The 24,483-nt window shown below is 64.5% G+C and carries 25 protein-coding genes and 3 pseudogenes; 5 read left to right on the plus strand and 23 right to left on the minus strand.

Annotated features, from left to right (window positions below; all coding sequences use genetic code 11):
• Positions 1 to 19: 19 nt before the first annotated feature.
• The 6 genes and pseudogenes from ACSKB8_RS35190 to ACSKB8_RS35215 all read right to left on the minus strand — a co-directional run bounded on the left by ACSKB8_RS35190 (position 20) and on the right by ACSKB8_RS35215 (position 5,402).
• Positions 20 to 703, minus strand: coding sequence for a 4-carboxy-4-hydroxy-2-oxoadipate aldolase/oxaloacetate decarboxylase (locus tag ACSKB8_RS35190; RefSeq protein WP_438109091.1), 684 nt, complete (start codon positions 701 to 703; stop codon positions 20 to 22).
• Complete coding sequence (locus ACSKB8_RS35195; protein ID WP_438109092.1) at positions 700 to 1,413, minus strand: PIG-L deacetylase family protein; 714 nt, start codon at positions 1,411 to 1,413, stop codon at positions 700 to 702. Before ACSKB8_RS35195 ends, ACSKB8_RS35190 begins: the two co-directional genes overlap by 4 nt.
• Before the next feature lie 64 nt (positions 1,414 to 1,477).
• A pseudogene (dctA, locus tag ACSKB8_RS35200) lies at positions 1,478 to 2,781 on the minus strand (C4-dicarboxylate transporter DctA).
• Positions 2,778 to 3,656 carry an amidohydrolase family protein gene (locus ACSKB8_RS35205; RefSeq protein ID WP_438109094.1) on the minus strand — a complete coding sequence of 293 codons (879 nt, stop codon included), beginning with the start codon at positions 3,654 to 3,656 and terminating at the stop codon, positions 2,778 to 2,780. The pseudogene dctA and the gene ACSKB8_RS35205 overlap by 4 nt, the downstream one beginning before the upstream one ends.
• A gap of 4 nt (positions 3,657 to 3,660) precedes the next feature.
• Positions 3,661 to 4,620: an amidohydrolase family protein gene (locus tag ACSKB8_RS35210; RefSeq protein ID WP_438109095.1), complete on the minus strand. Its 960-nt coding sequence runs from the start codon at positions 4,618 to 4,620 to the stop codon at positions 3,661 to 3,663.
• Between the two features lie 71 nt (positions 4,621 to 4,691).
• Positions 4,692 to 5,402, minus strand: a complete 711-nt coding sequence (locus ACSKB8_RS35215) for a TetR/AcrR family transcriptional regulator (RefSeq protein ID WP_438109096.1) — start codon at positions 5,400 to 5,402, stop codon at positions 4,692 to 4,694.
• Between the two features lie 118 nt (positions 5,403 to 5,520).
• Here ACSKB8_RS35215 and ACSKB8_RS35220 point away from each other — a divergent pair, with 118 nt between their 5' ends.
• The 3 genes from ACSKB8_RS35220 to ACSKB8_RS35230 all read left to right on the plus strand — a co-directional run bounded on the left by ACSKB8_RS35220 (position 5,521) and on the right by ACSKB8_RS35230 (position 8,078).
• Complete coding sequence (locus ACSKB8_RS35220) at positions 5,521 to 6,501, plus strand: tripartite tricarboxylate transporter substrate binding protein (protein ID WP_438109098.1); 981 nt, start codon at positions 5,521 to 5,523, stop codon at positions 6,499 to 6,501.
• 10 nt (positions 6,502 to 6,511) lie between these two features.
• Positions 6,512 to 6,964: a hypothetical protein gene (locus tag ACSKB8_RS35225; RefSeq protein WP_438109100.1), complete on the plus strand. Its 453-nt coding sequence runs from the start codon at positions 6,512 to 6,514 to the stop codon at positions 6,962 to 6,964.
• Between the two features lie 190 nt (positions 6,965 to 7,154).
• On the plus strand, positions 7,155 to 8,078 hold the full coding sequence (locus ACSKB8_RS35230) for a PepSY domain-containing protein (RefSeq protein ID WP_438109102.1): 924 nt from the start codon (positions 7,155 to 7,157) through the stop codon (positions 8,076 to 8,078).
• 6 nt (positions 8,079 to 8,084) lie between these two features.
• Here the strand turns inward: ACSKB8_RS35230 and ACSKB8_RS35235 are convergent, their stop codons facing one another.
• Positions 8,085 to 9,227 (minus strand): mechanosensitive ion channel family protein, encoded by a 1,143-nt coding sequence (locus tag ACSKB8_RS35235; protein ID WP_438109103.1) that lies wholly within the window; start codon positions 9,225 to 9,227, stop codon positions 8,085 to 8,087.
• 127 nt (positions 9,228 to 9,354) lie between these two features.
• On the opposite strand from ACSKB8_RS35235, the gene ACSKB8_RS35240 reads away from it, so the two are divergent.
• Complete coding sequence (locus ACSKB8_RS35240) at positions 9,355 to 10,617, plus strand: DUF763 domain-containing protein (RefSeq protein ID WP_438109105.1); 1,263 nt, start codon at positions 9,355 to 9,357, stop codon at positions 10,615 to 10,617.
• 19 nt (positions 10,618 to 10,636) lie between these two features.
• Here ACSKB8_RS35240 and ACSKB8_RS35245 read toward each other — a convergent pair whose 3' ends face one another.
• The 8 genes from ACSKB8_RS35245 to ACSKB8_RS35280 form a co-directional block, all read right to left on the minus strand.
• On the minus strand, positions 10,637 to 10,879 hold the full coding sequence (locus ACSKB8_RS35245) for a hypothetical protein (protein ID WP_165405375.1): 243 nt from the start codon (positions 10,877 to 10,879) through the stop codon (positions 10,637 to 10,639).
• Positions 10,880 to 10,917: 38 nt separating this feature from the next.
• On the minus strand, positions 10,918 to 11,181 hold the full coding sequence (locus ACSKB8_RS35250) for a hypothetical protein (RefSeq protein ID WP_438109106.1): 264 nt from the start codon (positions 11,179 to 11,181) through the stop codon (positions 10,918 to 10,920).
• A 15-nt stretch (positions 11,182 to 11,196) separates the two neighbouring features.
• The gene (locus ACSKB8_RS35255) at positions 11,197 to 11,379 is read right to left on the minus strand and encodes a hypothetical protein (protein ID WP_245471220.1); all 183 of its coding nucleotides are present in this window, start codon (positions 11,377 to 11,379) and stop codon (positions 11,197 to 11,199) included.
• 48 nt (positions 11,380 to 11,427) lie between these two features.
• Positions 11,428 to 11,628 carry a hypothetical protein gene (locus tag ACSKB8_RS35260; protein ID WP_091888628.1) on the minus strand — a complete coding sequence of 67 codons (201 nt, stop codon included), beginning with the start codon at positions 11,626 to 11,628 and terminating at the stop codon, positions 11,428 to 11,430.
• A 14-nt stretch (positions 11,629 to 11,642) separates the two neighbouring features.
• Positions 11,643 to 11,828 (minus strand): hypothetical protein, encoded by a 186-nt coding sequence (locus tag ACSKB8_RS35265; protein ID WP_438110799.1) that lies wholly within the window; start codon positions 11,826 to 11,828, stop codon positions 11,643 to 11,645.
• Positions 11,829 to 11,972: 144 nt separating this feature from the next.
• Positions 11,973 to 13,241 (minus strand): cytochrome P450, encoded by a 1,269-nt coding sequence (locus tag ACSKB8_RS35270; RefSeq protein WP_438109108.1) that lies wholly within the window; start codon positions 13,239 to 13,241, stop codon positions 11,973 to 11,975.
• 102 nt (positions 13,242 to 13,343) lie between these two features.
• On the minus strand, positions 13,344 to 13,670 hold the full coding sequence (locus ACSKB8_RS35275) for a hypothetical protein (protein WP_438109109.1): 327 nt from the start codon (positions 13,668 to 13,670) through the stop codon (positions 13,344 to 13,346).
• 209 nt (positions 13,671 to 13,879) lie between these two features.
• The gene (locus ACSKB8_RS35280; protein ID WP_438109111.1) at positions 13,880 to 14,653 is read right to left on the minus strand and encodes a ferredoxin--NADP reductase; all 774 of its coding nucleotides are present in this window, start codon (positions 14,651 to 14,653) and stop codon (positions 13,880 to 13,882) included.
• A gap of 157 nt (positions 14,654 to 14,810) precedes the next feature.
• On the opposite strand from ACSKB8_RS35280, the gene ACSKB8_RS35285 reads away from it, so the two are divergent.
• Complete coding sequence (locus tag ACSKB8_RS35285) at positions 14,811 to 16,007, plus strand: amidohydrolase family protein (protein ID WP_438109112.1); 1,197 nt, start codon at positions 14,811 to 14,813, stop codon at positions 16,005 to 16,007.
• A gap of 118 nt (positions 16,008 to 16,125) precedes the next feature.
• On the opposite strand, the gene ACSKB8_RS35290 is transcribed toward ACSKB8_RS35285, so the two are convergent.
• The 8 genes and pseudogenes from ACSKB8_RS35290 to ACSKB8_RS35325 all read right to left on the minus strand — a co-directional run bounded on the left by ACSKB8_RS35290 (position 16,126) and on the right by ACSKB8_RS35325 (position 24,297).
• Positions 16,126 to 16,581: a MarR family winged helix-turn-helix transcriptional regulator gene (locus ACSKB8_RS35290; protein WP_091888638.1), complete on the minus strand. Its 456-nt coding sequence runs from the start codon at positions 16,579 to 16,581 to the stop codon at positions 16,126 to 16,128.
• A gap of 25 nt (positions 16,582 to 16,606) precedes the next feature.
• Entirely contained in the window at positions 16,607 to 17,311 is a 705-nt protein-coding gene (locus ACSKB8_RS35295; protein ID WP_438109114.1) for an ABC transporter ATP-binding protein, read from the minus strand.
• Entirely contained in the window at positions 17,308 to 18,099 is a 792-nt protein-coding gene (locus tag ACSKB8_RS35300) for an ABC transporter ATP-binding protein (RefSeq protein ID WP_128934453.1), read from the minus strand. Before ACSKB8_RS35300 ends, ACSKB8_RS35295 begins: the two co-directional genes overlap by 4 nt.
• Positions 18,096 to 19,984, minus strand: a pseudogene (locus tag ACSKB8_RS35305) (ABC transporter permease). Before ACSKB8_RS35305 ends, ACSKB8_RS35300 begins: the two are co-directional and overlap by 4 nt.
• Positions 19,985 to 20,054: 70 nt before the next feature.
• Positions 20,055 to 21,257, minus strand: a complete 1,203-nt coding sequence (locus ACSKB8_RS35310; RefSeq protein ID WP_438109116.1) for an ABC transporter substrate-binding protein — start codon at positions 21,255 to 21,257, stop codon at positions 20,055 to 20,057.
• Between the two features lie 79 nt (positions 21,258 to 21,336).
• Entirely contained in the window at positions 21,337 to 21,921 is a 585-nt protein-coding gene (locus ACSKB8_RS35315) for an amino acid synthesis family protein (protein ID WP_438109117.1), read from the minus strand.
• Between the two features lie 26 nt (positions 21,922 to 21,947).
• Positions 21,948 to 22,844, minus strand: coding sequence for a UPF0280 family protein (locus ACSKB8_RS35320; RefSeq protein WP_438109119.1), 897 nt, complete (start codon positions 22,842 to 22,844; stop codon positions 21,948 to 21,950).
• Positions 22,841 to 24,297, minus strand: a pseudogene (locus ACSKB8_RS35325) (6-hydroxynicotinate reductase). Before ACSKB8_RS35325 ends, ACSKB8_RS35320 begins: the two are co-directional and overlap by 4 nt.
• Between the last annotated feature and the right edge of the window lie 186 nt (positions 24,298 to 24,483).

Raw genomic sequence — 24,483 nt, forward strand, 5'->3', positions numbered from 1 at the left:
GCCCGCTCCCGCCGTTGCCTCAGACGTCCTCGGGATTGTCGACATAGACGAGCCCGGCTTTCGCCAGCGCCTCGCGCATGCTGTACATGTCGAGGCCGAGCTCGCCTGAGGCGAGACGCGTGCGCTTTCCGCCTTCATCCGCATTGCGCTTCTTCGCCTTCTCGGCGACTTCGGCCGCGTAGCGCTTGGGCACCACGACGACGCCGTCGTCATCGGCGACAACGATGTCACCGGGATCGACATTGACGCCGGCGCAGACCACGGGGACATTGACCGAGCCGAGCGTGGCCTTCACCGTGCCCTTGGCCGAGACCGCGCGCGACCACACCGGAAACTTCATCTCGTGCAGCGCTTTGACGTCGCGGCAGCCGGCATCGATGACCAATCCCTGCACGCCGCGGGCCTGGAGCGAGGTCGCCAGCAGCTCGCCGAACATGCCGTCGGTATTGTCGGTGGTGCAGCCGACGACGAGGATGTCGCCCTTTTTGCACTGCTCGACGGCAACATGGATCATCCAGTTGTCGCCAGGCTGCGCCAGTACGGTGACGGCGGGGCCGGCAATCGACGCCCCCGCCCAGACGGGACGCAAGTAAGGCTTCATCAGGCCGAGGCGACCATAGGCTTCATGTACGGTCGAAACGCCGTATTCCGCGATTCCGGCGGGATCGGCACGCTTGATGTTGCGAACGACGACCGGCTTCATGCGAGTTCCTCCGCGACGGTCGGAAACAGACGTTGATAGGCCTCGCCATAGGTCATGGGCACGCCGGTGTTGCGGCTGCCCTGGATGCCGCGGTTGAGCGCGACGCGCTCGTAATAGCCCCACAGATGCTTCTGCGCGGCCAGGATCTGGAACGCCTCGTACTTTTCCTTCCAGACCTCGTCGATCTTGAGGAGAAGGTCCGGCTTGTAATTGCATTGCTCCGGCTGGTGCGGCTCGAACAGGAACACCGGCGGTGCCGAATATTTGTACTGCGCGCCGGGCTCATGGCCCATCGCCTGCGCGACCACGCGGGTCTCCTGCGCGAAATGCGCCGCGTTCGGATGGTCGAAATTGTAGGGGTCTTCCAGTGCGTGCGTCAGCACGAAGCTCGGATTGAGCTCGCGGTAAATGTCGACCATGCGGTCGAAATGCGCCTCGGTGAGTTTCAACGGATAGTCGCCGCAATCGAAGAACTCGATCTCGGCACCTAACAGCTTTGCGGCCCGCTCTGCCTCGTCCTTGCGACCGGCCTTGACCGATTCCAGCGTCGCCCCCTTCTCCTTCCAGGCGAACTGGCTCTCGCCGCGTTCGCCGAAGGACATGCACACGATCTTCATGCGATAGCCTTTCTTCGCATGCAGCGCGATGGCGCCGCCGGCGCGCCAGACGAAATCGCCGGGATGGGCGGTGATCACGAGACCGGTTTTCATGGGACAAACTCCCCTCTTTCGTTCGTAAGCATCATAGGCCGTCTGCCTCAGGCAGAAAGCCGGTTCATCGAGCCGCGGCGGCCGCTTGTTCCTCGCCGTCGAGCACACGCCGGAGGCGCTCGCCGTCGAGCGCGCCTTCCCATTTGGCAATTGCGATCGTCGCAACCGCATTCCCGATCAGATTGGTCGGCGTCAACCCCTGCGACATCAGACGATGAATGCCGAGCACCAGCGCAACGCTCGTCACCGGAATGGTGCCGGTGGCCGACAGCGTCGCCGCCAGCACGACGAAGGCCGCGCCGGCAATTCCGCCGCGCCCTTGGAGGTCACGAGCAGGATCAGGAGCAGCTCGATCTGCTCGGCAAGGCCGAACGGCGTGTTGGTTGCCTGCGCCAGGAAAACCGAGGCCGCGGCGAGGTAGAGACAGGTACCGTCGAGATTGAAGGAATAGCCGGTCGGGATCACGAGCCCCACGACGCTCTTCTCGCAGCCGGCCCTTTCCAGCTTCGTCAGCATCCGCGGCAACACCGTCTCGGACGATGTGGTGGCGATGCAGATCAGTAGCTCTTCCCAGATGTAGCGGATCAGCTTGAGCAGCGAGAAGCCGCAGAGACGCGCGACGGGGCCGAGCGCGACAATGATGAAGACTACGCAGGTGAGATAGAAGCCACCCAGCAGCTTGCCGAGCGAGGCCAGCGAGCCGACGCCGAACTTGCCGACCGTAAAGGCGATGGCGCCGAACGCGCCGATCGGCGCCGCCCACATCACGAACCCGACCACGGCGAACACCATCTTGGCAGCGATGTCGATCAGATGCACCAGGGGCGCGGCCCGCTCGCCGAGCTGCACCAGCGCAAAGCCGCACAGCACGGAGATGAACAGTACCTGGAGAATGTTGCCCTCGGCAAAGGCGCCAATGAACGTTGCGGGCACGATGTTCATCAGGAACGGCACGAAGCCGATCGCACCGGTCTGCTTGACGTAAGGCTCGATCGCGCTGGCATTGATGCTGGCGGGATCGATGTTCATGCCGACGCCGGGCTTGAGCAGGTTCACCGCGACGAGGCCGATGATCAGCGCGATCGTGGTCATGACCTCGAAATAGACGATCGCCTTTACTGCGACACGTCCGACGCGCGCCATGTCGGCCATATGCGCGATGCCATGCACGACGGTGCAGAAGATGATCGGCGCGATCAGCATCCGGATCGCCTTGATGAAGGCATCGCCCAGCGGCTGCATCTTGGCGCCCGCCTCGGGGCTGGCGATCCCAAGCGCGATGCCGGCTGCCATGGCGATGAGCACCTGGATCCAGAGCTCCTTCCACCAGGCGCGGCCGCGCGGTTTGTCGATCGCGAGCGCCGTCATTGGTCGAACCCGAACAGGCGCGCGGGATTGTCGACCAGGATCCTCTGCTGGAACTCCAGCTCGGGCGCGAACAGCGGGATCAGATCGACGAGGTCGCCGTCATTCGGCATCGCCTTGACGTTGGGATGCGGCCAGTCGGTGCCCCAGATGACGCGGTCGGGCGCGGTCTCGACGATTTTGCGCGCGAACGGCACCGCATCCGCGAACGGCGGACCGGCCGAGGACACACGCTCCGAGCCACAGATCTTGACCCAGCATTTCTCGTCGCGCTGCATCAGCTCGATCAAAATCCTGAACGGAAGCTGATCGAGCCCATCGGAGGCCTTCACCCGTCCCATGTGGTCGATGGTGTAGCTCAGCGGCAGCCTTGTCAGCATGTCGGCATATTCAGGCAGATCGATTGCATCGAAATGCAGATCGATATGCCAGCCGAGCGGTGCGACCATGGCGATGATGCGGTCGAACACGCCCTTATCTGGGACGCCGCCGAGGTGGCGGACGAAATTGAAACGGCAGCCGCGGAAGCCGCCGTCATGCAGATCGCGCAGGCCCCGCTCGGTGATGGTGTCGTCGATGTTTGCGACGGCCCGGTAGGCGCCGTTGCTCTGCGCGATGGCATCGAGCGCCACCGTGTTGTCGGTGCCGTGCACGCTGGCATTGACGATGACGGCGCGCTCGACGCCGAGCTTGGCATGCAGCGCGCGGAAATCCTCCAGCGGCGCATCCGGCGGCGTGTAGGAACGGTCAGGCGCGTACGGATATTTCGCGCCGGGACCGAAGATGTGGCAATGCGCGTCACACGAAAGCTTCGGCAGCTTGAATTTCGGCGTGCGCGTGTTCGGGTCGGGCGGCGGAATGGTCGGCTTGTACATCATCGTCTCAGGTGAACTTGAACAGGCGCGCGGGATTGTCGACCAGCAGCTTCTGTTGCACCTTTGCGTCGGGCGCGTAGCGCGGGATCAGGTCGACGATCTCGCCGTCATTCGGCATGACCTTGACATTGGGATGCGGCCAATCGGTGCCCCACAGCACGCGATCGGGCGCATTGTCGATCAGCGCCTTGGCGAATGGCACGGCGTCGTGGAACGGCTTGCCGGCCGACGACGCACGTTCGAGGCCGGTGATCTTGACCCAGCACTTCTCGTCCTTCCTCTGGAGATCGAGCAAGGCCGTGAAGCCGGGATCGTCGAGGCCCTTCCCCGCCTGCACCGTGCCCATGTGATCAATCACATAGGGCGTCGGCAGCGCGGAGAGGATGGGCGCGAATTCGGCGATCGTACCCGGCTCGAAATAGACGTCGATATGCCAGCCGAGCTCGGCGACGCGATGCACGATGCGCTGGAATTTTCCCATGTCGCCGACGCCGCCGAGGCGCCTGAGGAAGGCGAAGCGGCAACCGCAGATGCCGGCCTGATCGAGCGCCGCCAGCTCCTTCTCGGTCATCTCGTCATTGACGTTGGCGATGCCCCTATAAGCGCCCTCGCTCTGGGCGATGGCGTCGGTGACGACGCGATTGTCAGTGCCGTGAACGGTGGCATTGACGATGACGCAGCGTTCGACGCCGATCTTCTCGTGCACGCTGCGGAATGCCTCCAGCGGCGCATCGGCCGTGTTGTAGGGGCGCTTCTCGGAGAACGGATAGCGGGACGCCGGGCCGAAAATGTGGGTATGGCTGTCACAGGATTTTGCCGGCAGCTTGAACGACGGCGTTTTCGGACTTGGGTCCGGCGGTTCAATGGTCGGAATCGATCTCTGCTCGCCGCCTTGCGCGCGGGCTTCGCTCGCGAGCGCTGCGCCGGCCAGTCCAGTCAAGAGATGCAAGCACTCCCGCCTGTTCATATCCTCAACACCCCATCACGTGGTCCACTTGCGAGCGGAAGCGCGAGGCGCCTCCGCTCGGGCGGCTTCTTTCAAGTCTTGCTGCTGACGACCGGCCGCCGCCGCGCCGGCGCGGCTTGATCCAGCGCGGGAGCCTGGAACGCGGCAACGGTGGCCTGCACCAATTGTTCGATGGCATTGGCGGCGTCGCCGCCGTCGGCCTCACCGCGCGACAGGCGCGAGACGCGCTCGGGCGTCACCAGCGAATAATAGAGTGCGCCGAGCAGGAAATGGCTGCGCCAGACGATGTCGGTGCGCGGGATATGCGGCAGGCTCTCGTGGATCGCGTCGATGAAGGCGTGGCTGGTGTCATCGAAGGTCTGCGCGATGATCTTTCGCGCGACCTCGTTGCCTTCCGCCGACATCACGGCGCGCAACCGCGTGAAGCGCGCCCCGCCGCCGGCGAGATCGCTGCCCGAGGTGAAGGCCGGCACCACATAAGCGCGCACGATCGCCTCCAGCCGGTCCTGGAGATCGCGCACGCGCTTGGCGGCCGCGAGCAGCTCCGATCGGCGCAAATTCATCGGCCCGCAATGGCGCCGGTAGATCTCCAGCAGCAGGCCGTCCTTGGTCTTGAAATGATAGGTCACGCTGCCGGGATTGGCCCCGGCGGCCTGCGCGATGTCGCGTACCGAGACGGCATTGAAGCCGTTGGTGGCGAACAGCTCCTCGGCCGCGGCGAGGATCGCCTCGCGCATGTTCGGCTTGCGGACCGTTTCCTTGCTGGTGGGCTTGCGTACCATGTGATTTGTACTATCGTACAAAAGATCAGGTCTCGTCAACAAAAACCACGGGTGGCCTCCGGGAACGGCATGGAGACCGCCGGCAGGCGCGCGAATGCCTTTTAAGGAGTGCTGGGAAATGCTGCGTTTGAACAAGAAGATCGGCGGGTTGATGCTGGGTGCCGGTCTGCTGCTGGCGGGCGGCGCCGCGCAGGCCGCCGAAAGTTACCCGAACAAGCCGGTCCACATTCTGGTCCCCTACGCCGCCGGCGGCGCGGTCGACGTGCTCGCGCGCACGCTGGGCCAGGCACTGGCGAAGACCTGGGGCCAGCAGCCGGTGATCGACAACCGTCCGGGCGCCGGCGGCATCGTCGCCTCGCAAGCGCTGACGCAGGCCGCACCCGACGGCTACACGCTGATCCTGGTGGCGAGTGGTCATCCGCTCAACCAATTCATCTATCCGAGCGTGCCCTACGACACCTTCAAGGATTTCACTGGGATCACCGAGGTCGCCTCCTCGCCGCTCGCGATCGTCGTGGCCAAGGATAGCCCGTACGAGACGCTTGGCGATCTCCTGGCTGCGGCGAAGAAGGAGCCGGACAAGCTCTCCTACGGCATGTCCGGCAACGGCACCTCGGCGCATCTGGCCGGCGAGCTGCTCAAATACATGTCGGGCAGCAAGATCGTGGCGATCCCCTACAAGGGCGGCGCTCCGGCGCTCACGGCGGTGATCGCCGGCGAGATTCCGCTCAGCATCAATCCGCTCGCGGAAGCGATCGGCCAGCTCGAAGGCGGCCCGGTGCGCGCACTCGCGGTGACCTCGGCCCAGCGCTCCAAGGCGTTGCCGGATGTTCCGACCGTCGCGGAAGCCGGCGTGCCCGGCTACGACGTCTCGGTCTGGTGGGGTGTGCTCGGCCCGGCGAAGATGCCGCCGGAGATCGTCGCCAAGCTCGAAACCGACCTCAAGGCGGCATTGCAGGATCCAAGCGTCCTGTCGACGCTCAGCAAGATCGGCGCCACCCCAGTCGGCTCCTCCGCCAAGGACTTCGACGCCTATATGCATGCCGAGGCGACGAAATGGGAGCCGGTGCTGAAGGCCGCCAACATCCGCGCCCAGTGAGGCTCGCCTCATGAGCCAACCGGTGCTGGCGATCGAGCTCGGCTTTCTCGTCCCGGCCAATTCGCCGATCGGCAAGGTGGAGGACATCGACAAGCCCGGCGTGAAGATCGGCGTCACCAAGGGTTCGACCTCCGAGCGCACGCTGCCGGCCAAGCTCAAAAACGCGACCATCGTTCCCACCGAAAGCGTCAAGATGGCCGTCGGCATGTTCGGCCGTGGCGAGATCGATCTCTACGCGACCAACAAGCCGACGCTGTTCGAGATCTCCGACCAGATGCCGGGCGCAAGGATTCTCGACGGCAATTGGGGCGTCGAGCATATGGCGATCGCAATTCCGAAAGGACGCGAAGACGCGCTCCCGCTGCTCAACCGCTTCGTGGCGGACGAGCAGTCATCCGGCGCGCTCGACACGATCCAGCGGCAGGCCGGCTTGCGCGGCGCGACTGGGGCGACGCGCGAGTAGGTGTTGCCGATCTCGAACGCACGACGCGGCTGCTGCAGCCTGTCGAAAACATGCGAACGATTGGCGATCGCAGCATCGCCGATAGCCTCGGCTCCATTTGCTGCAGATCAACGCTGCAACATGGACAAAGCGTCATTTGTCTTCGGGCCTGCGTTAGGCGACCAAAACCTGGCATCGCCGGAGACAGAGAATGAGCAAGCCTTTATTGTTGACACTCCATCGCTGGATCACGCTGGTCTTTGCGCTTCCCCTGTTCGCGATCATCGCCACCGGCCTGATCCTGTCCTTCGAGCCCGTGGTGCAAGTCAGTGGCATCGGCGGTCCGGAGATCGATCCCGGACGCGTCGTCGAGCTGGTGAAGAGGTACGATCCGGACAGCAAGGCGCGCGGGCTTTCGATCAATGCGGCCGGTCAACGGATGACGTTGCAGGGCACCGGCATGCCGGCAATCGACCTCGTGACCGGCGCGCCTGCCGCCGCCAGCTCCGGCCTCAGCGATCTCTTCCTGTGGGCGCGGATCACGCATGAGCGACTGCTCGGCCAGGCGTGGCTGGTGACGAGTTCGACCATAGCCATGATGGCCCTGATGGTGCTCGGCATCCTCATGGGGCTGCCGCGGCTGCGCAACACGCTGTCCGGATGGCACAAGGGCACGGCCTGGTTCGCGCTACCGCTCGTCCTCTTGAGCCCGCTGACCGGCCTGTGCATGGCCTTCGGCCTCACCTTTCAGAGCGCGACCGCGCCGGCCGGCGCCGGCCGTCCTCTTCTCCTGCCCGACGCGATTCGGATGGTCGCGGCCTCCCATGACATGTCGCATGTGATCTCGATCGGCACACGCGGAGGCCGCGTCATGGCGCGCATCTATGACGGCGGAGAACTGCGCGCCTATGCCGTGAGCTCGTCCGACGTCACACCGCTGCCGCGCAACTGGCCGCGCCTGATCCATGAGGGAAACTGGTCGGCGCTGATCGCCTCGCCGCTCAACGTCGTCACGTCGATCGCACTGCTCACGCTGCTCTCGACCGGCCTCCTGATCTGGGCGCGGCGGAAATTGCGTAAGCGGCGACCGCGCTCCGAGCGGCAAACCGACGCGGCCGTGGTTGGTGCCGGCTGATCGGCTTCAGTCGCGTGCACTCGCCCGCATCTTCTCCGGTGGCGCGACGCGCTGGAGAAGATCGCCGTCATCGTCGGCCGACGGGATCAGGATCGCGCGATCGCGCGGCAGCGCCTCCGGCATCTCGTCGCGGATGAACGCCACCAGCTTTTCCCTGATCTCGCAGCGCAGGTCCCAGGATTGCGGCGCATTGCGCGCGCTGACCAGCGCGCGAAGCTCGATGGTGCGCGAATCCGCGTCGATCACCTGGAGATTGACCACCGCGCCATCCCAGAGCTTGGAGTGCTTCACCGCCTCCTCCAGCCAGCCACGGATGCGCGCCACATCGGCACGGTAATCGACGTGGAGCGCGATGATGCCGATCAGGGAGGCGGTGTCGCGGGTCCAGTTCTGGAACGGCTTTTCGATGAAATAGGACAGCGGCACCACCATGCGGCGCCAGTCCCATAGCCGGATCACGACATAGGTCGCGGCGATGTCCTCGACCCATCCCCACTCGTTCTCGATGATCACGGCATCCTCGATGCGGATCGGCTGGGTGATGGCGATCTGCAAGCCCGCGATCAGATTGCTCAGCAGCGGCCGCGCGGCAAGACCGACGATGATACCGGCGGCACCGGCGGAGGCGAACAGGCTGACGCCATATTGCTTCACCGAATCGAACGTCATCAACGCGGCGGACACCGTGATGATGACGATGATGGTGTCGGTGACGCGCTTGAACACGCGCACCTGCGTGACGTGCTTGCGCGCGATGAAGTTCTCGGTGACGTCGCGAAAGTTCTGGAGATAGCGCGCCGCACTCATGTCGACGATCCGGATCGAGATCCAGCCGATCAGCGCGATGACGGCGACGACGAACAGCCGCATCAGCGGCGTTCGGATCATATCGTCGAGTGGCGCAAGCGGCAGCACCAGCGCGACGGCAGCGAGGCAAAGGGCGAGTTGGGCCGGACCGGCGGTCCGGTCGATGAACACGCTCAGAAGCGGCAGACGAGTTCCGAAGGCGCGCTTGAGCAGCCAGGCCGCGAACCGATAGAGAGAAAGGGCAAGCAGGATCGCGCCGGCAACCAGGCCGAGGCCGACAAACCAAGACGGTATCCAGCCGAACATCCCGTCGATGTCGGCCATGAGGGCCTGCCAACTCATTGCTGTCCCCAACATTGCATTCGCATAGCCCGCTCAACGCCTGCCGGTCAGCTTGGCTCCCCCATCCGTTGCAACGCATCATTCCGCTGATGCAACCGTTGCCGAATTGCGCTAACTTGAGATGCTCATGACTCGACGTACCGGCAGCGCCGATCTTCCTCTCCACACCGGGCGGGTTCCGGCGTGGCTTGCGAGCCGCATGGCTTCCCTTGGCGCGATCGTCACTGAGGCGATCGTTCATCATTACGGCCGTGATGCGTTTCTTCAGCGGCTGTCGCATCCGTTCTGGTTTCAATCATTTGGCGCCGTGATGGGGATGGACTGGCACTCCTCGGGCATCACGACCTCCGTGATCGGCGCGCTGAAGCGTGGACTCGGACCGCTCCAGGACGAACTCGGCATCTATGTCTGTGGCGGCCGCGGCCAGCATTCGCGCAAGACGCCGGGCGAGCTGTTGCAGCTCGGCGAGCGCGTCGGCTTCGACGGCGCCAAGCTGACGCGTGCCAGCCGCCTGGTGGCGAAAGTCGACAGCGCGGCGGTGCAAGACGGCTTCGACCTCTATCTCCACGGATTCTTCGTCACCGCGGACGGCAAATGGACCGTGGTGCAGCAGGGCATGAACGGCGACAAGCGGCAGGCCCGCCGCTATCACTGGCATTCCGAGGCGCTGAAGAGTTTTGTCGATACGCCGCACAGTGCGATCGACGGTCCGCAGCAAGGCGAGATCGTCAATCTCACCGACCATCGCGCCGACGTCTCGCGCACCGCGCAGCTCGAGCTGTTGAGCGGCCTCGGCCCGGATCGCATCGTCTCCGAGTTCGAACGGCTCACCGGCCTCGAGCCGGCGCAAGCCATGCTGCCGCACCTGATCATGCCCGCGCATCACGACGTCCGCCCCAAGGACGTGTTCGCACGCCGCCTGCACGGCACCCTCGCTGCCGCGGCCGAGCGCGGCCCGGTCGATTTCCCGGAGCTGTTGCTGACGCCCGGCGTCGGTGCGCGCACGGTGCGCTCACTTGCGATGGTCGCCGAGGTCGTGCACGGCGCGCCCTATCGTTTCAAAGATCCCGCGCGCTTTTCGCTCGCCCATGGCGGCAAGGACCGGCATCCCTACCCCGTTCCGATCAAAGTCTATGACGAGACTATCCGCGTGCTGAAGGGCGCGATCCAGACCGCCAAGCTCGGGCGCGAAGAAGAGATGCAGGCGATCAAGCGCCTCGACGACCAGGCGCGGCGGCTGGAGCGGACCGCACGAGGTCCCTCGGTCGAAGCCTACATCGCCGGCGAGCGCGCCGCCTCGCCCGATCTCGACGGCCGCTCGGTGTTCGGCTGGGAGCGCGATCTCGCGCCGACAAAAAGCGGACCGGCTGAACACCGGTCCGCGAGTTGATCGGGAGGAACGCCCCCTATCAGGTCTCGTCAGTCCCTGGCTCCTCGTCGAGCCGGTTGGCTGCGTGATCCTGATACTGCTCGGTCTGGATGAATTTGCCATCCATGCCACGAATGTCCGAATGTTGCGTCTTGTCGCGATTGGACAGCACCATGTTGTCGCCGATCTTGTCCTTGGGAATATCGGCCATGGCGCCAGTGCCATCGCCCTTGCCATGCATGCCCGATCTGAAGTGCGTCTTACTGCCGTTCCCAGCTGGCATCGGTTTCTCCTCTTGCAGTGATCGCCCCCTTTGAAGGCTCACTGTTTCTGTTGTGCCGGCATTGGCTTCGGCGGCTTGTGGCCGCTCTGGCCGGGATCGTTGTGCTTGTTGTGGTCGCTCTCCTGATTGAGGCCGCCGCGACTTACCGCGTATTCGCTGTGCCTGACGTCCGGACGCGCGTGATGGATGGCAGCGTCCCGGGACTTGCGACCGATCGCCTGATCGAGCTCGCGCGCGTTCGGAACATCGGGCTTGCGCTCGAGGATGCGAACCTGCTGCTCGTGGGTCTTTTTGCCTTGCATGCTCGTTCTCCGAAGCTACCGACCTCTTCGGTGCGCGCCGCCATGTGCGACGTCCTTGTCGATGCCGCCGCCGATGCCGACATCGTTCTCGCGATCGCCTTCGATCGTGTTCTCGCCGAGAGCATCTTCGAGATCGTCGGGTGACACGCCCGCCATGGTGGCCCCCTTCGATCCTCCGATCAGAGGATTGTCACGCATGTCCTTTTCGCTCGGCCTGTACAATTTGGGTTGCTTGCTGCTCATGAACTACCTGCCTCCGCCCTTTCCGGCTTCATCGTGACTGTGATGAGAATCGCGCTCGCCGCCTCCGCCGGAGATCCGGCTATGGCTGCGCTGCAAATCGTCCGCCGGCGGCTTCTTCACCTCCAACGGGGCCTTCGCATTCTCATGCGAAGCGCCAGGTCCGCCCTGACGAATGCTGTTCGGTGTCTTGGTGGATGTCGACATGAACGTCACCCTCCTCAGCGATCTTGCTGATAGCCTTGATTGGTCGTGTTCTGCTTGATGTTGCCCTGCTGTCCCTGCTGATCGGGATTTTCCACGCGCTGTTGACCGCGCGGGGTCTGATTGGGCGACTCTTGCTTGGTATCGCCGGTTCCCTTCGGGCTCTGATTATCCGGCGGAACAGGTGGCATCTTGCTGGCCATGATCTTGTCTCCCGTTAAGACGTCGATCTGCGACATGCGGCCAAGGAACTCCCGTCGTCTCCGACGTCCTAATGACAACAGGACCAACGGCACACCGTTCCTGGCTGATAACGCTCGACCAAGATTTTCCGAAGGGAGCCGATCTCAGCCCGCCGCGGTGAGGGAACGATCAATCATCGCTTCCGCGCGCGCCGCCGGTGTTCCGCGACCCTCAGTCGAGACGGGAAGATTTGCAATCGCGCGCAAACCCGGCCGCCTGCGCCAGCGGACCGCGGCGGGATCGACGGCCAAGCCAAGCTTCGGCCATCGCACGAACAGCGCTTCCAACGCGCACGCCGCCTCGATGCGCGCGAGCTGGTGGCCAAGGCAGAAATGGATTCCTGTTCCGAACGAGAGGTGGCGGTTAGGTTTGCGTTCGAGATCGAGCTTCTCGGGACGATCGTGCACCGTGGGATCCATGTTCGCCGCGGCGAGCATCACCATGACGCGATCGCCCTTCTTCAGGCGCACGCCGTCGACCTCGACATCCCGCCGCCCATAGCGCGGCTTGGAGAATTGCACTGGCGAGACGAAGCGCAGGAACTCCTCGACGGCGAGGCCGACGCGGCTCCAGTCTCCTTCGAGCCAATCGCGCAACCCAGGATTCCTGAGCAGTTCGTAAGCCGAACCGCTGATGAGATGCGTGGTGGTCTCCGAGCCGGCCGCAAGCAGCAGAAACACCATCGAGACCATTTCATCCGGCGTGATCTGGCCACCCTCGCGCTCGACCTGGACCAGCTCCGCGATCAGGCCTTCGCCGCCCTTTAGACGCGCGATCTGCAACTGCCGTTCGAGGTAGGCGCGCATCTTGCGGAACGCGAACAGCAGGCGGAAGAAGCTGACGGCATTGGTCAGCGAGGACATCGTGTTGGCCCAGGCGATGAATCGCGGACGGTCCGCCGGAGGCAGGCCCAGGAGCTCGGAGATCACCGCGAGCGGCAGGATACGCGCGTAGCGCTGGACGAGATCGACCGGACTTCCGTTCGCAAAGAGTTCGTCGGCGAGATCGTCGGCGATGGCGCGGATGCGCGGCTCCATCGCGACGATGGCGCGCCGACGAAAAGCCTCGTCCACGATGCTGCGCAGCCTGGTGTGATCCGGCTCGTCCATCGTCAGCATGTTGTTGGCGATGGTCCTGACGTATCTCGGCATCCACCAGCGCAGACCGGCGACGTCGCCATCCTCCTTGCGCAGCGTGAAGGTGGTGCCGTCCTTCAGGACCTGCGCGGTAGCGTCATGGGTCGTGGTGATCCAGACGTCGCCGACGAGAGGAAATCGCGTCGCGACCACGGGGCCGGACATGCGCAGCGTCGCGATCGCCTTGGCCGGATCGCGAAAGAAGGCCTCGCTGGTGAAATCGAGACGCGCTGTCATGGGTTCACCGGAGTGATTGCTGGCGTCTCAACCAGATGGTGCGCGGCGCGGCCGATGCAAGGTCGCAACGTGCACCTGCTTCGGCCGCAGACGTCGCAAGACCTATCCGCGTCCCGGAGATCGCTGCCCGGTCTTGCGCTGCTGCTGGCTGGTGTAGGCGTCCCAATGGCTCCAGCTGCCATTGCTGAGGCTTTGCAGGTCGGTTGCGAGCGGTCGGCGCGTGCGCTTGTCGTGATCGGCGATCACGCGCTCGGACTGCGCGATCTTGCGCTTGAGTTCCGCGATGGTCTTCTGGGTGTGGCCGTTCCGCTTCGACGAGGCGATCTCGCCCATCGTGAAGCGCGCAGTCTCCAGCGCCTTCAACTCGGCGCGATTCTTCTTCAACTGGACCCGGTGCCAGGCGATGTTGCTGTCGCTGTCCGCAACCATGTGGGAACTCCGCTGATTCGCTCCCATATAGTATCGTGCGCCGAATCGGCGCCGCAACGGGCGCCCGGCGGCGAAAATGCGACCTTATTGGGCAGGAATTACGGGGCCTATAGCGTTTTCGAGCGAAGCGGACATCGGTTCGCGTAAAGAAAACGCGTCAAAATGAGAATCCAGAGCCCCCCGTTCCGACTCATCGGAAGGGAAATGGCTCAGCGTTCGGCAAAGGCCTTTTCGACCACGAACTGGGCCGGCTCGCCGTGATTGCCCTCGACGAAGCCGCGTTCGCCCAGCAGCACGCGGGTGTCCGCGACCAGGGCCGGACTGCCGCAGATCATGACGCGGTCGTGGGCGGCTTCCAGGGCCGGCAGGCCGATGTCGGTGAACAGCTTACCTGACGTGATGAGGTCGGTGATGCGGCCGCGGTTGCGGAAGGGATCGCGAGTCACGGTCGGGTAGTAGATCAGCTGGTTCTGGATGTACTCGCCGATCAGCTCGTCCTTGGGCAGCGTCTCAGTGATCATCTCGCCATAGGCGAGCTCCCTGACGTGCCGGCAGCCGTGCAGCAGCACCACCTTCTCGAAGCGCTCGTAGGTCTCGGGGTCCTTGATCACGCTCAGGAACGGCGCAAGGCCGGTGCCGGTGCCGATGAGATAGAGGTTACGGCCCTCTTCCAGATTGTCGATCACCAGCGTGCCGGTGGCCTTGCGGCTGACGATGATCTCGTCGCCTTCCTTCAGGTGCTGAAGCCGCGAGGTCAGCGGGCCGTCCGGCACCTTGATCGAGAAGAACTCCAGCGTGTCCTCGTAATTGGCGCTGGCGACGCTGTAGGCCCGCAGCAGCGGCTTCTCGCCGACCTTGAGCCCGATCATGGTGAATTCGCCGTTGCGGAAACGGAAGGTCGGGCTGCGGGTGGTCTTGAAGGAGAACAGCGTGTCGGTCCAGTGGTGGACGCTCAAAACGCTTTCCTGATTGAAATTGCTCATCTCACCTTCCCTGTCGCTTCCAATGCGGTTCCGAGGCGGGCAGCTATGCGTCGTTTGTACACGATCATTCGTATACTAATGAATAATCCGGCTTGATCCCGCGGTCAAGGCTGCCCAAGATCGGAAGCGTTGCAGTTAGGAATAAGGAGCCCCTTCCATGGCGCATGACGCACCCCAGGCCACCGGACCCTCGAAGCTCGTGATCCGGAATATCGGCCTGATCCTGTCCGGCGCCCTGGAAAGGCCGATCCTGGACGGCGACACCATCGTTGCCGAGAACGGCAAGATCACCGCGATCGGCCGCTTCAAGGACGTCGATACCGAAGGCGCGACCACCATCGTCGACGCCCACGGCACCACGGTCGCGCCGGGCCTGATCGACAGCCACGTCCATCCCGTTGCCGGCGACTGGACGCCGCGGCAGAACCAGATCAACTGGATCGACAGCTACCTCCATGGCGGCGTCACCACCATGATCTCGGCCGGCGAAGTGCATATGCCCGGCCGCCCCCGCGACGTTGTCGGTCTCAAGGCCATGGCCGTATACGCCCAGCGCGCGTTCTGGACCTTGCGCCCCGGCGGCGTGAAGGTTCACGCCGGCGCGCCGGTGATCGAGTGCGAGATGGTCGAGGAGGATTTCAAGGAGATGGCCGCCAACGGCGTCAAGCTGCTCGGCGAAGTCGGGCTCGGTGGCGTCAAGGATGGTCCGACCGCGCGGAAAATGGTCGGCTGGGCGCGTAAATACGGCATCCAGAGCACGATCCATACCGGCGGCCCCTCGATCCCCGGCTCCGGCCTGATCGACAAGGACGTGGTGCTGGAGGCCGATACCGACGTGGTTGGCCACATCAATGGCGGCCACACGGCGCTTCCCGACGACCAGATCCGCTGCATCTGCGAGGGCTGCAAGCGCGGCCTCGAGCTCGTGCACAACGGCAACGAGCGCTCGGCCCTGTTCACGCTGCGCACCGCCCGCGATATGGGCGATCTGCACCGCGTCATCCTCGGCACCGACGCGCCGGCCGGCTCCGGCGTGCAGCCGCTCGGTATCTTGCGCATGGTGTCGATGCTATCCTCGCTCGGCGAGCTGCCGGCCGAGATCGCCTTCTGCCTTGCCACCGGCAACACTGCGCGGATGCGCGAGCTCGATTGCGGCCTGATCGAGGTCGGCCGCTCCGCCGACTTCGTCATCATGGACAAGGCGCAGCACTCGCCGGGCAAGACCATTTTGGAGAGCGTTCAACTCGGCGATCTCCCCGGCATCGGCATGACCATCATCGACGGCATCGTCCGCACCCAGCGCAGCCGCAACACGCCGCCGGCGGGCAAGGTACCGGAAGTGGTAGCGAAGTAGGCCAGGGGAGCGGTGCCGTAGGGTGGGCAAAGCGAAAGCGTGCCCACCATTCTTTCTCCAGTCGCAGAAATGGTGGGCACGGCGCCAGCGCGCCTTTGCCCACCCTACGAGACCGACATCACCGGAGCTTATTGAGCAGCGCCATCAGCGTCTCGCGCTCTTTTGCGTCGAGCGGCGCCAGCGTCTCGCGGGTGATCGCAAGCGCGTTCGGCGCCAGCTTCTCGGCAAGCTGCTGACCGGCGCGCGTCAAGCTGACCAGCAAACGCCGTCCATCTTCGGGATCCTGGCTCGTTTCCGTCAGGCCGCGCGCCGTCAGGCGGTCGATCACGCCCTTGATGGTCGCAACGTCCATCGCCGTCAGACGTCCGAGCTGGTTCTGCGAGCACGGCCCGGTCTCGGCGAGCTTCGACAGCGCCGCCCATTGGGTCGGTGTCAAATTGGTGCCGATGTCACGGGAGAAGATCGAACTGTGACGCTGCCACACCTGGCGCAGGATGAAGCCAACCTGCTCGTCGAGCACGTAAGGCGGTTTTGCCGGTTTGGCGTTCTTCTTTGCCGCAACGCTTCTCGCCATCCGTTCGCTGCCCTTCCCTTTGCCCTCACAACGACAGATGCGCGTCGCGGATATCCGGACGTGCGTCGAGCTCAGCCATGGTGCCGCCGAAGCAGATGCGGCCGCGCTCGATGATGTAGGCGCGATCGGAAATCAGCCGCGCGAAATGCAGATTCTGCTCGGAGACGACGATGCTGACGCCTTCCTTCTTCATGGTCAGGATGGCATCGACCATCTGCTCCACGATCTTCGGCGACAGGCCCTCCGAAGGCTCGTCCAGCAGCACCAGCGACGGATTGCCCATCAGCGTGCGCGCGATGGTGAGCATCTGCTGCTCGCCGCCGCTCATGCGCCCGCCCGGACGATTCTTCATCTCACCCAGGTTTGGAAACAGCGCGAACAGTTTTTCGCGCGTCCAGTGCGGCGCGTTCGGACGCTTGGGCTGGCGGCCGACCTCGAGATTCTCCTCGACGGTCAGGTCCGTGAAGATGCGCCGCTCCTCCGGCACATAGCCGAGCCCTTCGCGCACGATCTCATGCGTCGGACGCACCGAGACGTCCTTCCCTTCGAACGTGATGCGGCCGGTTCGCTGCGCGACGAGGCCGACAATGGAGCGAAAGGTCGTCGACTTGCCGGCGCCGTTGCGCCCGAGCAGCGCGACGACCTCGCCCTCGCCGACCTCGAAGCCGATATCGAACAGGATATGCGCCGGACCATAATGGCTGTTGAGCGCTTCGACCGTCAGCTTCATGTCGAGGCTCCCTCGCGATGGCGGGCATCGTAGACAAGGCCCTCGCCGAGATAGACCGCCTGCACCTGCGGATTGCCGCGCACCTCGGCCGGCGAACCCTCGGCGATCAGCGTGCCGCGGTTGAGCACGATGATGCGGTCGGCATGCTCGAACACGACGTCCATGTCGTGCTCGGTGAAGAGCACGCCGATCGATTTCTCCCGCGCGATCTGCGCGGTCAGCCGCATCAGGTCGACGCGCTCGCGCGGCGCCATGCCGGCGGTCGGTTCGTCCATCAAGAGCAGCTTTGGCTGGTTGGCAAGCGCGACCGCAAGCTCGAGCCGCTTGAGGTCGCCATAGGCGAGCTCGCCGCAGGGCCGATCCGCGTAGCCGCTCATGCCGACCAGCTCGAGCAGACGGCCGGCCTCGCCGCGGTCGAACTTCGGCGCCGAGCCGAACAGATTGAACAGCTGCTTCCCGTGCGAGATCAGCGCGACCTGCACGTTCTCGCGCACGGTCATGGTAGCGAAGGTCGCCGTGATCTGAAACGTGCGCCCGACGCCGAGGCGCCAGACATCGCGCGGCTTCCTGCCGGTGATCTCTTCGCCGAGCAGACGGACATGGCCGGAATCCGGCTTGTTCTGGCCGTTGAGCATGTCGAAGCAGGTGCTCTTGCCGGCGCCATTCGGCCCGATCAGCGCCAGGATCTCGCCGGCGCGCAGCGAGAACGAGACACCGCGCACGGCATGGATGCCGCCATAGGATTTGGTCAGGCCTTCGACCGCGAGAAGTGGGGGTGCGACGCTCATTCGGCGGACTCGATCGGCTTGGCAAGCAAGGGGGATCCCGGCGGCGATGCTTTCTTACGGCGCTGCGCCAGCAGCTCCAGCATGCCGACGATGCCCTTGGGGAAGACGACGACGATCAGCATGATGAAGCCACCGAGCACGAGCTTCGATAGATCGGTCTGGCTGACCAGCCAGATGTTCAAAGCCTTGTAGACGATGGCGCCGATCACCGCGCCCGATACAGTTTCGACGCCCCCGAGCAGCACCATGACCAGCGCATCGACCGACAGCGAGATGCCGAGATTATCAGGGAAGACGCTGCCCTTGAGGTAGGCGAACAGCGCGCCGCCGATACCGGCAGTGGTGCCTGCGATCACGAAGGCAGTCCACTGGATACGCTTCGCGTCGATACCGATCGCTTCGCTGCGCAGCGCCGAGTCACGCGTCGCCCGGAGTGCATAGCCGAACGGCGAGAACACCATGGCTCGCAGCGCGATGGTCACCAGCGCCGCGACGCCGAGCGCGAGCCAATAGAAATGCGATGGGCTCGCGGCCCAGCTCGACGGCCAAAGGCCCAGAATACCGTTGTCACCGCCTGTCACGTTCACCCACTGGAATGCGATCGACCACACGATCTGCGCGAAGGCGAGCGTCAGCATGGCGAAATCGACGCCGGATAGCTGCACTGCGAAGAAGCCGAACACGGCCGCGCCCAGGCAGCCGAGCAGCGGGCCGAGCAACAGACACACGATCATCGGCAGCCCCGCCATCTTGGCGAGGAAGGCGATGCCGTAGGCACCAAGCCCGAAATAGGCGGCATGGCCGAACGAGGCGAGCCCGCCGACGGACATCAGGAAGTGCAGGCTGACGGCGAAGATGACGAAGATCGCGATCTCCGAGCCGACCGTCAGCGCGTAATTGCCGGCGAACAGCGGCAGCGTCGCTGCGATGACGAGCGCGGCAAGAGCCGCCAGCCGTTCATTCGACGTCAGCGGGCGCCAGGGATTGACGGTGAGACCAGGCGTCTTGCGCGCGGCCGCCTCGGGCTTGCCGAACAGGCCCAGGGCCGGACGATCAGCACCACCGCCATCACCAGGAAGACCAGGATGATGGAGATCTTCGGAAAGATCAGGATGCCGAAGGCATTGAGCTCGGACACCAGCACCGCCGCAACGAACGCACCGACGATGCTGCCGAGACCGCCGATCACGACCACGACGAACACTTCCACGATGATCCGAAGATCCATGGCGTGATGCACGGCATCGCGCGGGATCTGGAGCGCGCCGCCGAGGGCGGCGAGGAAGACGCCGACCGCGAACACGCTCGTAAACAGCCACTTCTGGTTCACGCCGAGCGCGGCGACCATGTCGCGGTCCTGCGTCGCGGCGCGCACCAGGACGCCCCAGCGCGTGCGCTGGAACAGCAGCCAGAGAATGCCGAGCACCACGGGTCCAAGCACGATCAGGAACAGATCATAACTCGGAATGTTCTGGCCGAAGAAATCGATCGCGCCCTTGAAGCCGGGCGCGCGGCGGCCGACGAGGTCGTCAGGCCCCCAGATCAGCACCACGAGATCTTCGACCATCAGGGTCAGGCCGAAGGTCGCGAGCAGCTGGAACAATTCGGGCGCGTGATAGATGCGCCGCAGCAGCACCATCTCGACGATGACGCCGATCAGCGCCACCGCCAGCGCCGCCAGCACGATCCCGCCCCAGAAGCCGAACGCACCCGACAGCCGCTCGGTGAGCGTGAAGGCGATGTAGGCGCCGATCATGTAGAAGGCGCCATGCGCGAAATTCACGATCCGCGTCACGCCGAAGATGATCGACAGGCCCGAGGCCACCAGGAACAGCGACGCTGCGCTGGCGAGACCGGTCAGAAACTGTACGACATAAAAGGCCATCGGCGGTCCGGGTTAGGTTTGAAGTCACCTCTCCCCGCTCTTGCGGGGAGAGGTAGGGGATAAAGAGAGATCAATCCTTCGGACGCAGCTTCTCGACTTCGGCGTCACCAGGCAGATAGTCCGCGCCCTTCTTGTAGGACGAGTCCACCATCACACCCTTGCCGTCCTTCAGCGCGGTCTTGCCGACATAGGCACCAAGCGTCGACTGATGGTCGATCTTGCGGAAGGTGATCTCGCCGAACGGCGACGGCATCGACAGCCCTTCAGCTGCCGCGATCAGCTTCTCCGGATCGGCCGAGCCGGCCTTCGCCAGGATTGCCGCCGCCGATTTGATGGTCTGGTAGCCGACGATCGAGCCGAGGCGCGGATAGTCGTTGTACTTGACCTGGTAGGCCTTCAGGAACGCGTCATGCTCGGGCGACTTGATCGAGTACCAGGGATAGCCGGTGACGATCCAACCCTCCGGCGTCTCGTCCTTGAGCGGATCGAGATATTCGGGCTCGCCGGTCAGGAAGGAGACGACCTCGCGCCCCTTGAACAGGCCGCGGGTGTTGCCTTCGCGCACGAGCTTGACGAGATCGGCGCCGAAGGTGACGTTGAGGATTGCTTCCGGGTTGGCCGCGGCCACCGCCTGCACCACCGGGCCCGCGTCGATCTTGCCCTGCGGCGGCCATTGCTCGTCGACCCACTGGATGTCCGGGCGCTTCTCCGACATCAGCTTCTTGAACACCGCGACCGCCGATTGACCGTATTCGTAGTTCGGCGCGATCGTCGCCCAGCGTTTCGCGGGCAGCTTGCTGGCTGCTTCCACCAGCATCGCTGCCTGCATATAGTTGGAGGGACGCAGGCGGAAGGTGTATTTGTTGCCCTTGGACCAGGTGATCGCGTCCGTGAGCGGCTCGGCCGCGAGGAAGAACACCTTCTTCTGGTTGGCGAAGTCGCTGACGGCGAGGCCGATGTTCGACAGGAACGTGCCCGTGAGCATCGCAACACCCTCGCTCGAGACGAGCTCATTGGCCGCGGTCTGCGCATCCGCCGGCTTGCCGCCATCGTCCTTGGAGATGACGACGAGCTTCTTGCCGTTGATGCCGCCGGCCGCGTTGATCTGTTCGACCGCGAGCTGCCATCCCTTGCGATAGGGCTCGGTGAAGGCCGGCAGCAACGAATAGCTGTTGATCTCGCCGATCTTGATGTCCTGCGCCAGGGCCGAATGGGCCATGCCGCCGGCCAGAAGCGCGAAGGCCGCGCCGACAAAAACGTTTCTTGCTCGCATCCCAACCTCCAGTTTTGAACTTCTCTGTCGTTCGCACACGATTTGATCGGAGAACCCGTGCCCGGCTCTCCGGATCGCGTTATCTCAAACCGTCCTCGCCCTTGATCTCCGCAATCGTCAGCCCGCCGACGCGCGGCAGCGGACGGCCGCTGTCGGTGACGGCAACCGCAACCATGATCTCGTTGGCGCGCGGCGCATCGTTGATCTGTACTTCCATGCCGTCGAAATGGCTGCGTACGAAGGCTGCGTCCTTGTGCCCCAGAGGGATGTCCAGCGTCGTGCCGGGACCGCTGCGCTTCTTCGACGATGGGATCAGCGCCGCGCCCTTGCTCAGCACCTTGCGCACGGGCACCCCCATCTTCGGATGCAGGATCGCGGCGGCATGCTCCAGCTCGCCGTTCTCGCCGACGGCTGCGGCCTTGCCGTAGCTCTGCGCCTTCGCGCCATCGATGCCGAGCGCCGCCACCGCGCGCTTCGACAGCAGCTCGCCCAGCTCCTCGCCGATCGCGATCAGCGGGGAAAGGTCTTCGACATATTTCCCCGCAAAGGGATTCTCGATCACGGCGATCGCCGCGGCGCGCCGGGTCGGCGGCGACACCTGACGCCCCATCTCCATCTGGGTCTCTTCGACGACGGTGACGATCTTGCGGATGATCGCGCTCATGATTGCTTCCTCAGGCTCTTCCCTGTTCAGGCATGAACCGCGTTCTCCAGCATGGGCCGGCGCGATCGTTGCCGTTCAATATCTTTCGGTCCGATGACAAGCATATCACCACAAAGCTGCAACACGGCACCCTCGATCAATCCGCGATCGAATAATTGCCGTGCACATTCCGCGCCAGATTCCAGCGCGGCCGCGATCTCATTGTGCGACAACTGGCCGACCTCGCGGGTGACAAGGCGCACCCCGAGATCGCTGTCAGGCTGAAGCTCGTTGGCGGGCTTGCGGATGATGGCCGGATGTCCCGGCAGATCCACCGCGTTGGCGATGATGGTGGCCGCCGCATCGGCCTGCGATGCCGTTGCAGCCAACACGGTCACCGCGTCGGCGATCCCGAGCGAAAAACTGCGACCGTGGCGTCCACTGGTCGCGATCCCGCGTATGGGGTCGGCTGAATAGACCCTCAGGGTCCGCATCACGCCGGAGCGATCGGGCCGGTCTATCAGACCGACCGAAAAATGCTCGCCTTCGCCGAGATGAAGCGCGATATCGCCGCCATTGTTGACGTAGGCTTGATTGAGGGTTGCGGCTCCGAGCATTGCGCCAAGGATCTCTTCCGCTACGCTGCCGGCCACCGCGGCCATCGGCGTGATGAAGCAATCAGCGGCATAGGGCGCGACGGCGGCGTGCATCCGCCGCGCGACCACGCCCTTCAGCGAAGTCCGCCCCGCAGCGGCCATCCGCAGCTCCGGCAATTCCGCGCAGAGTTCGTCGAGCAGTCCGGTGAACCGCCGCGCGGCCGCCTCATAGGCGGCACGCACCTCGTCCGCGCGGCCCCTCGCCTCCACGATCAAATCAATCGGTCCATCCTGCAAATGCAGCCGCCGGCCATCAGACAGCAATGCGATTTGCGGGCGCCGTGTCATGCCCGACGTCCCGGAATCGGATTCTGCCAGGGCAGCTGGCGGACATCGTCACCGCCCTTCACCTCCGCCAGCGGCTTCACATAATCCATGTGCCCGCCGAGCGCGGCATAGTCGGACAGCTTCATCGTGAACTCGATCGGCGCGACCAGCGCCGGCGTCGGCACGTAGCCAAAGGCGCCCGCCGGCATCTGCGTTACGTCGACCATGTAGGTGATGCCGCCGCCGGGCCAGACATAGACCGGCGCGCCGCCGCTGGTGACGCGCGTCAGCGCGTCCTTCACCGAGCGCGTCAGCCGCACCGGATTGTCGGTGACACCCGCGCGCAGCGAGCCGCCGGCGCCCGCCATGAACAGCACCGTGCACAGCGCCGGCTCGCAATTCTCCTGGATGCGCTCGACCGAAAACTTCAGGTCATCAGGCATCTCGGTCTCAACCGGCTTCAAGGCCTCGTCGAGCACATAATAGGACGAATGCTCGCCGGTGGTGGAGACCATCAGCATGGTCAGACCGGGCTTGGCTTCCTTGGCATCAAATGGGCCGAGGATCGAGAGCGGATCCGAGATATTGGTACCGCCCCAGCCGGTGCCGGGATCGGCGACCTGGAAATAGCGGCCGGGCGTCGAACGGCGGCCCTTCATCTTGATGCCGGTATCGGCGATGTCGAGCAGCTTGCCGGCCTGATGTTCCGAGAGCACGCCGGTGATGTGGTCGTCGACCACGACGACCTCATCGACCTTGCCGTGCCACTGCTTCGCGAACATGCCGATCGTCGCCGAGCCGCAGCCGACCCGCATGCGCTCTTCCTTCACGCCGTTGACGACCGGCGGCTGGCCGGCCTGCACCACCACGCTCGCGCCGCCGTCGATGGTGAGCTCGACCGCCTTGCAATTGGCGAGATCCATCAGCGTGTCGCAGGTGACGCGCCCCTCTTCTTGGAGCCGCCGGTGAGATGATGCACGCCGCCGAGCGAGAGCATCTGCGAGCCGTACTCGCTGGTGGTGACGTGGCCGACCGCCTCGCCCTGCGCGCGAACGGTCGCGGTCTCCGGCCCGAGATAGCGGTCGGTGTCGATCTTCACCTTGATGCCGCAATAGGAGAAGATTCCCTCGGTAACGACAGTCACCATGTCGACGCCGTCGACCTCCGCGGAGACGATGAATGGCGCCGGCTTGTAGTCGGGATAGGTCGTGCCCGCTCCGATCGCCGTCACAAAGGTTGAAGGCTCGTGGACGATCTTGCCGTCCCAGTCTTCCGTGCGGCTGAAGGGGACGAGCTTGCCGCCATGCGAGACGGTGCGCTCCAGGATCACGTGCGGATCGACGCGAACGAGCTTGCCGTCGTGGTTGGCGTAACGGTCGCAGGCGCCCGCCGCGCCCGGCTTGATGTAGCACATCACCGGACAGGCATCGCAGCGGATCTTGTCGACGGCAGCGCTCGTTGTTTCCATCACCATGTCAGAGCCAGCGGAGACCGCGGTTATCATTCGTATACGAACGATGTTGCGCGCGGTCCCGATAGCTGTCAAGCGGCGGTGCGGCGCAAAAGATGCGCCTGCCGCATAAAACCTCATATGCCTATCCGCTCTGTCCACAAAGAAGGCAGTCGCGCTGCAGTGCGGCATGACGGCTTGCACGTTTGT

This window comes from Bradyrhizobium sp. BR 1432, from assembly GCF_051547705.1.
Classification (GTDB): Bacteria; Pseudomonadota; Alphaproteobacteria; order Rhizobiales; family Xanthobacteraceae; genus Bradyrhizobium; species Bradyrhizobium zhanjiangense.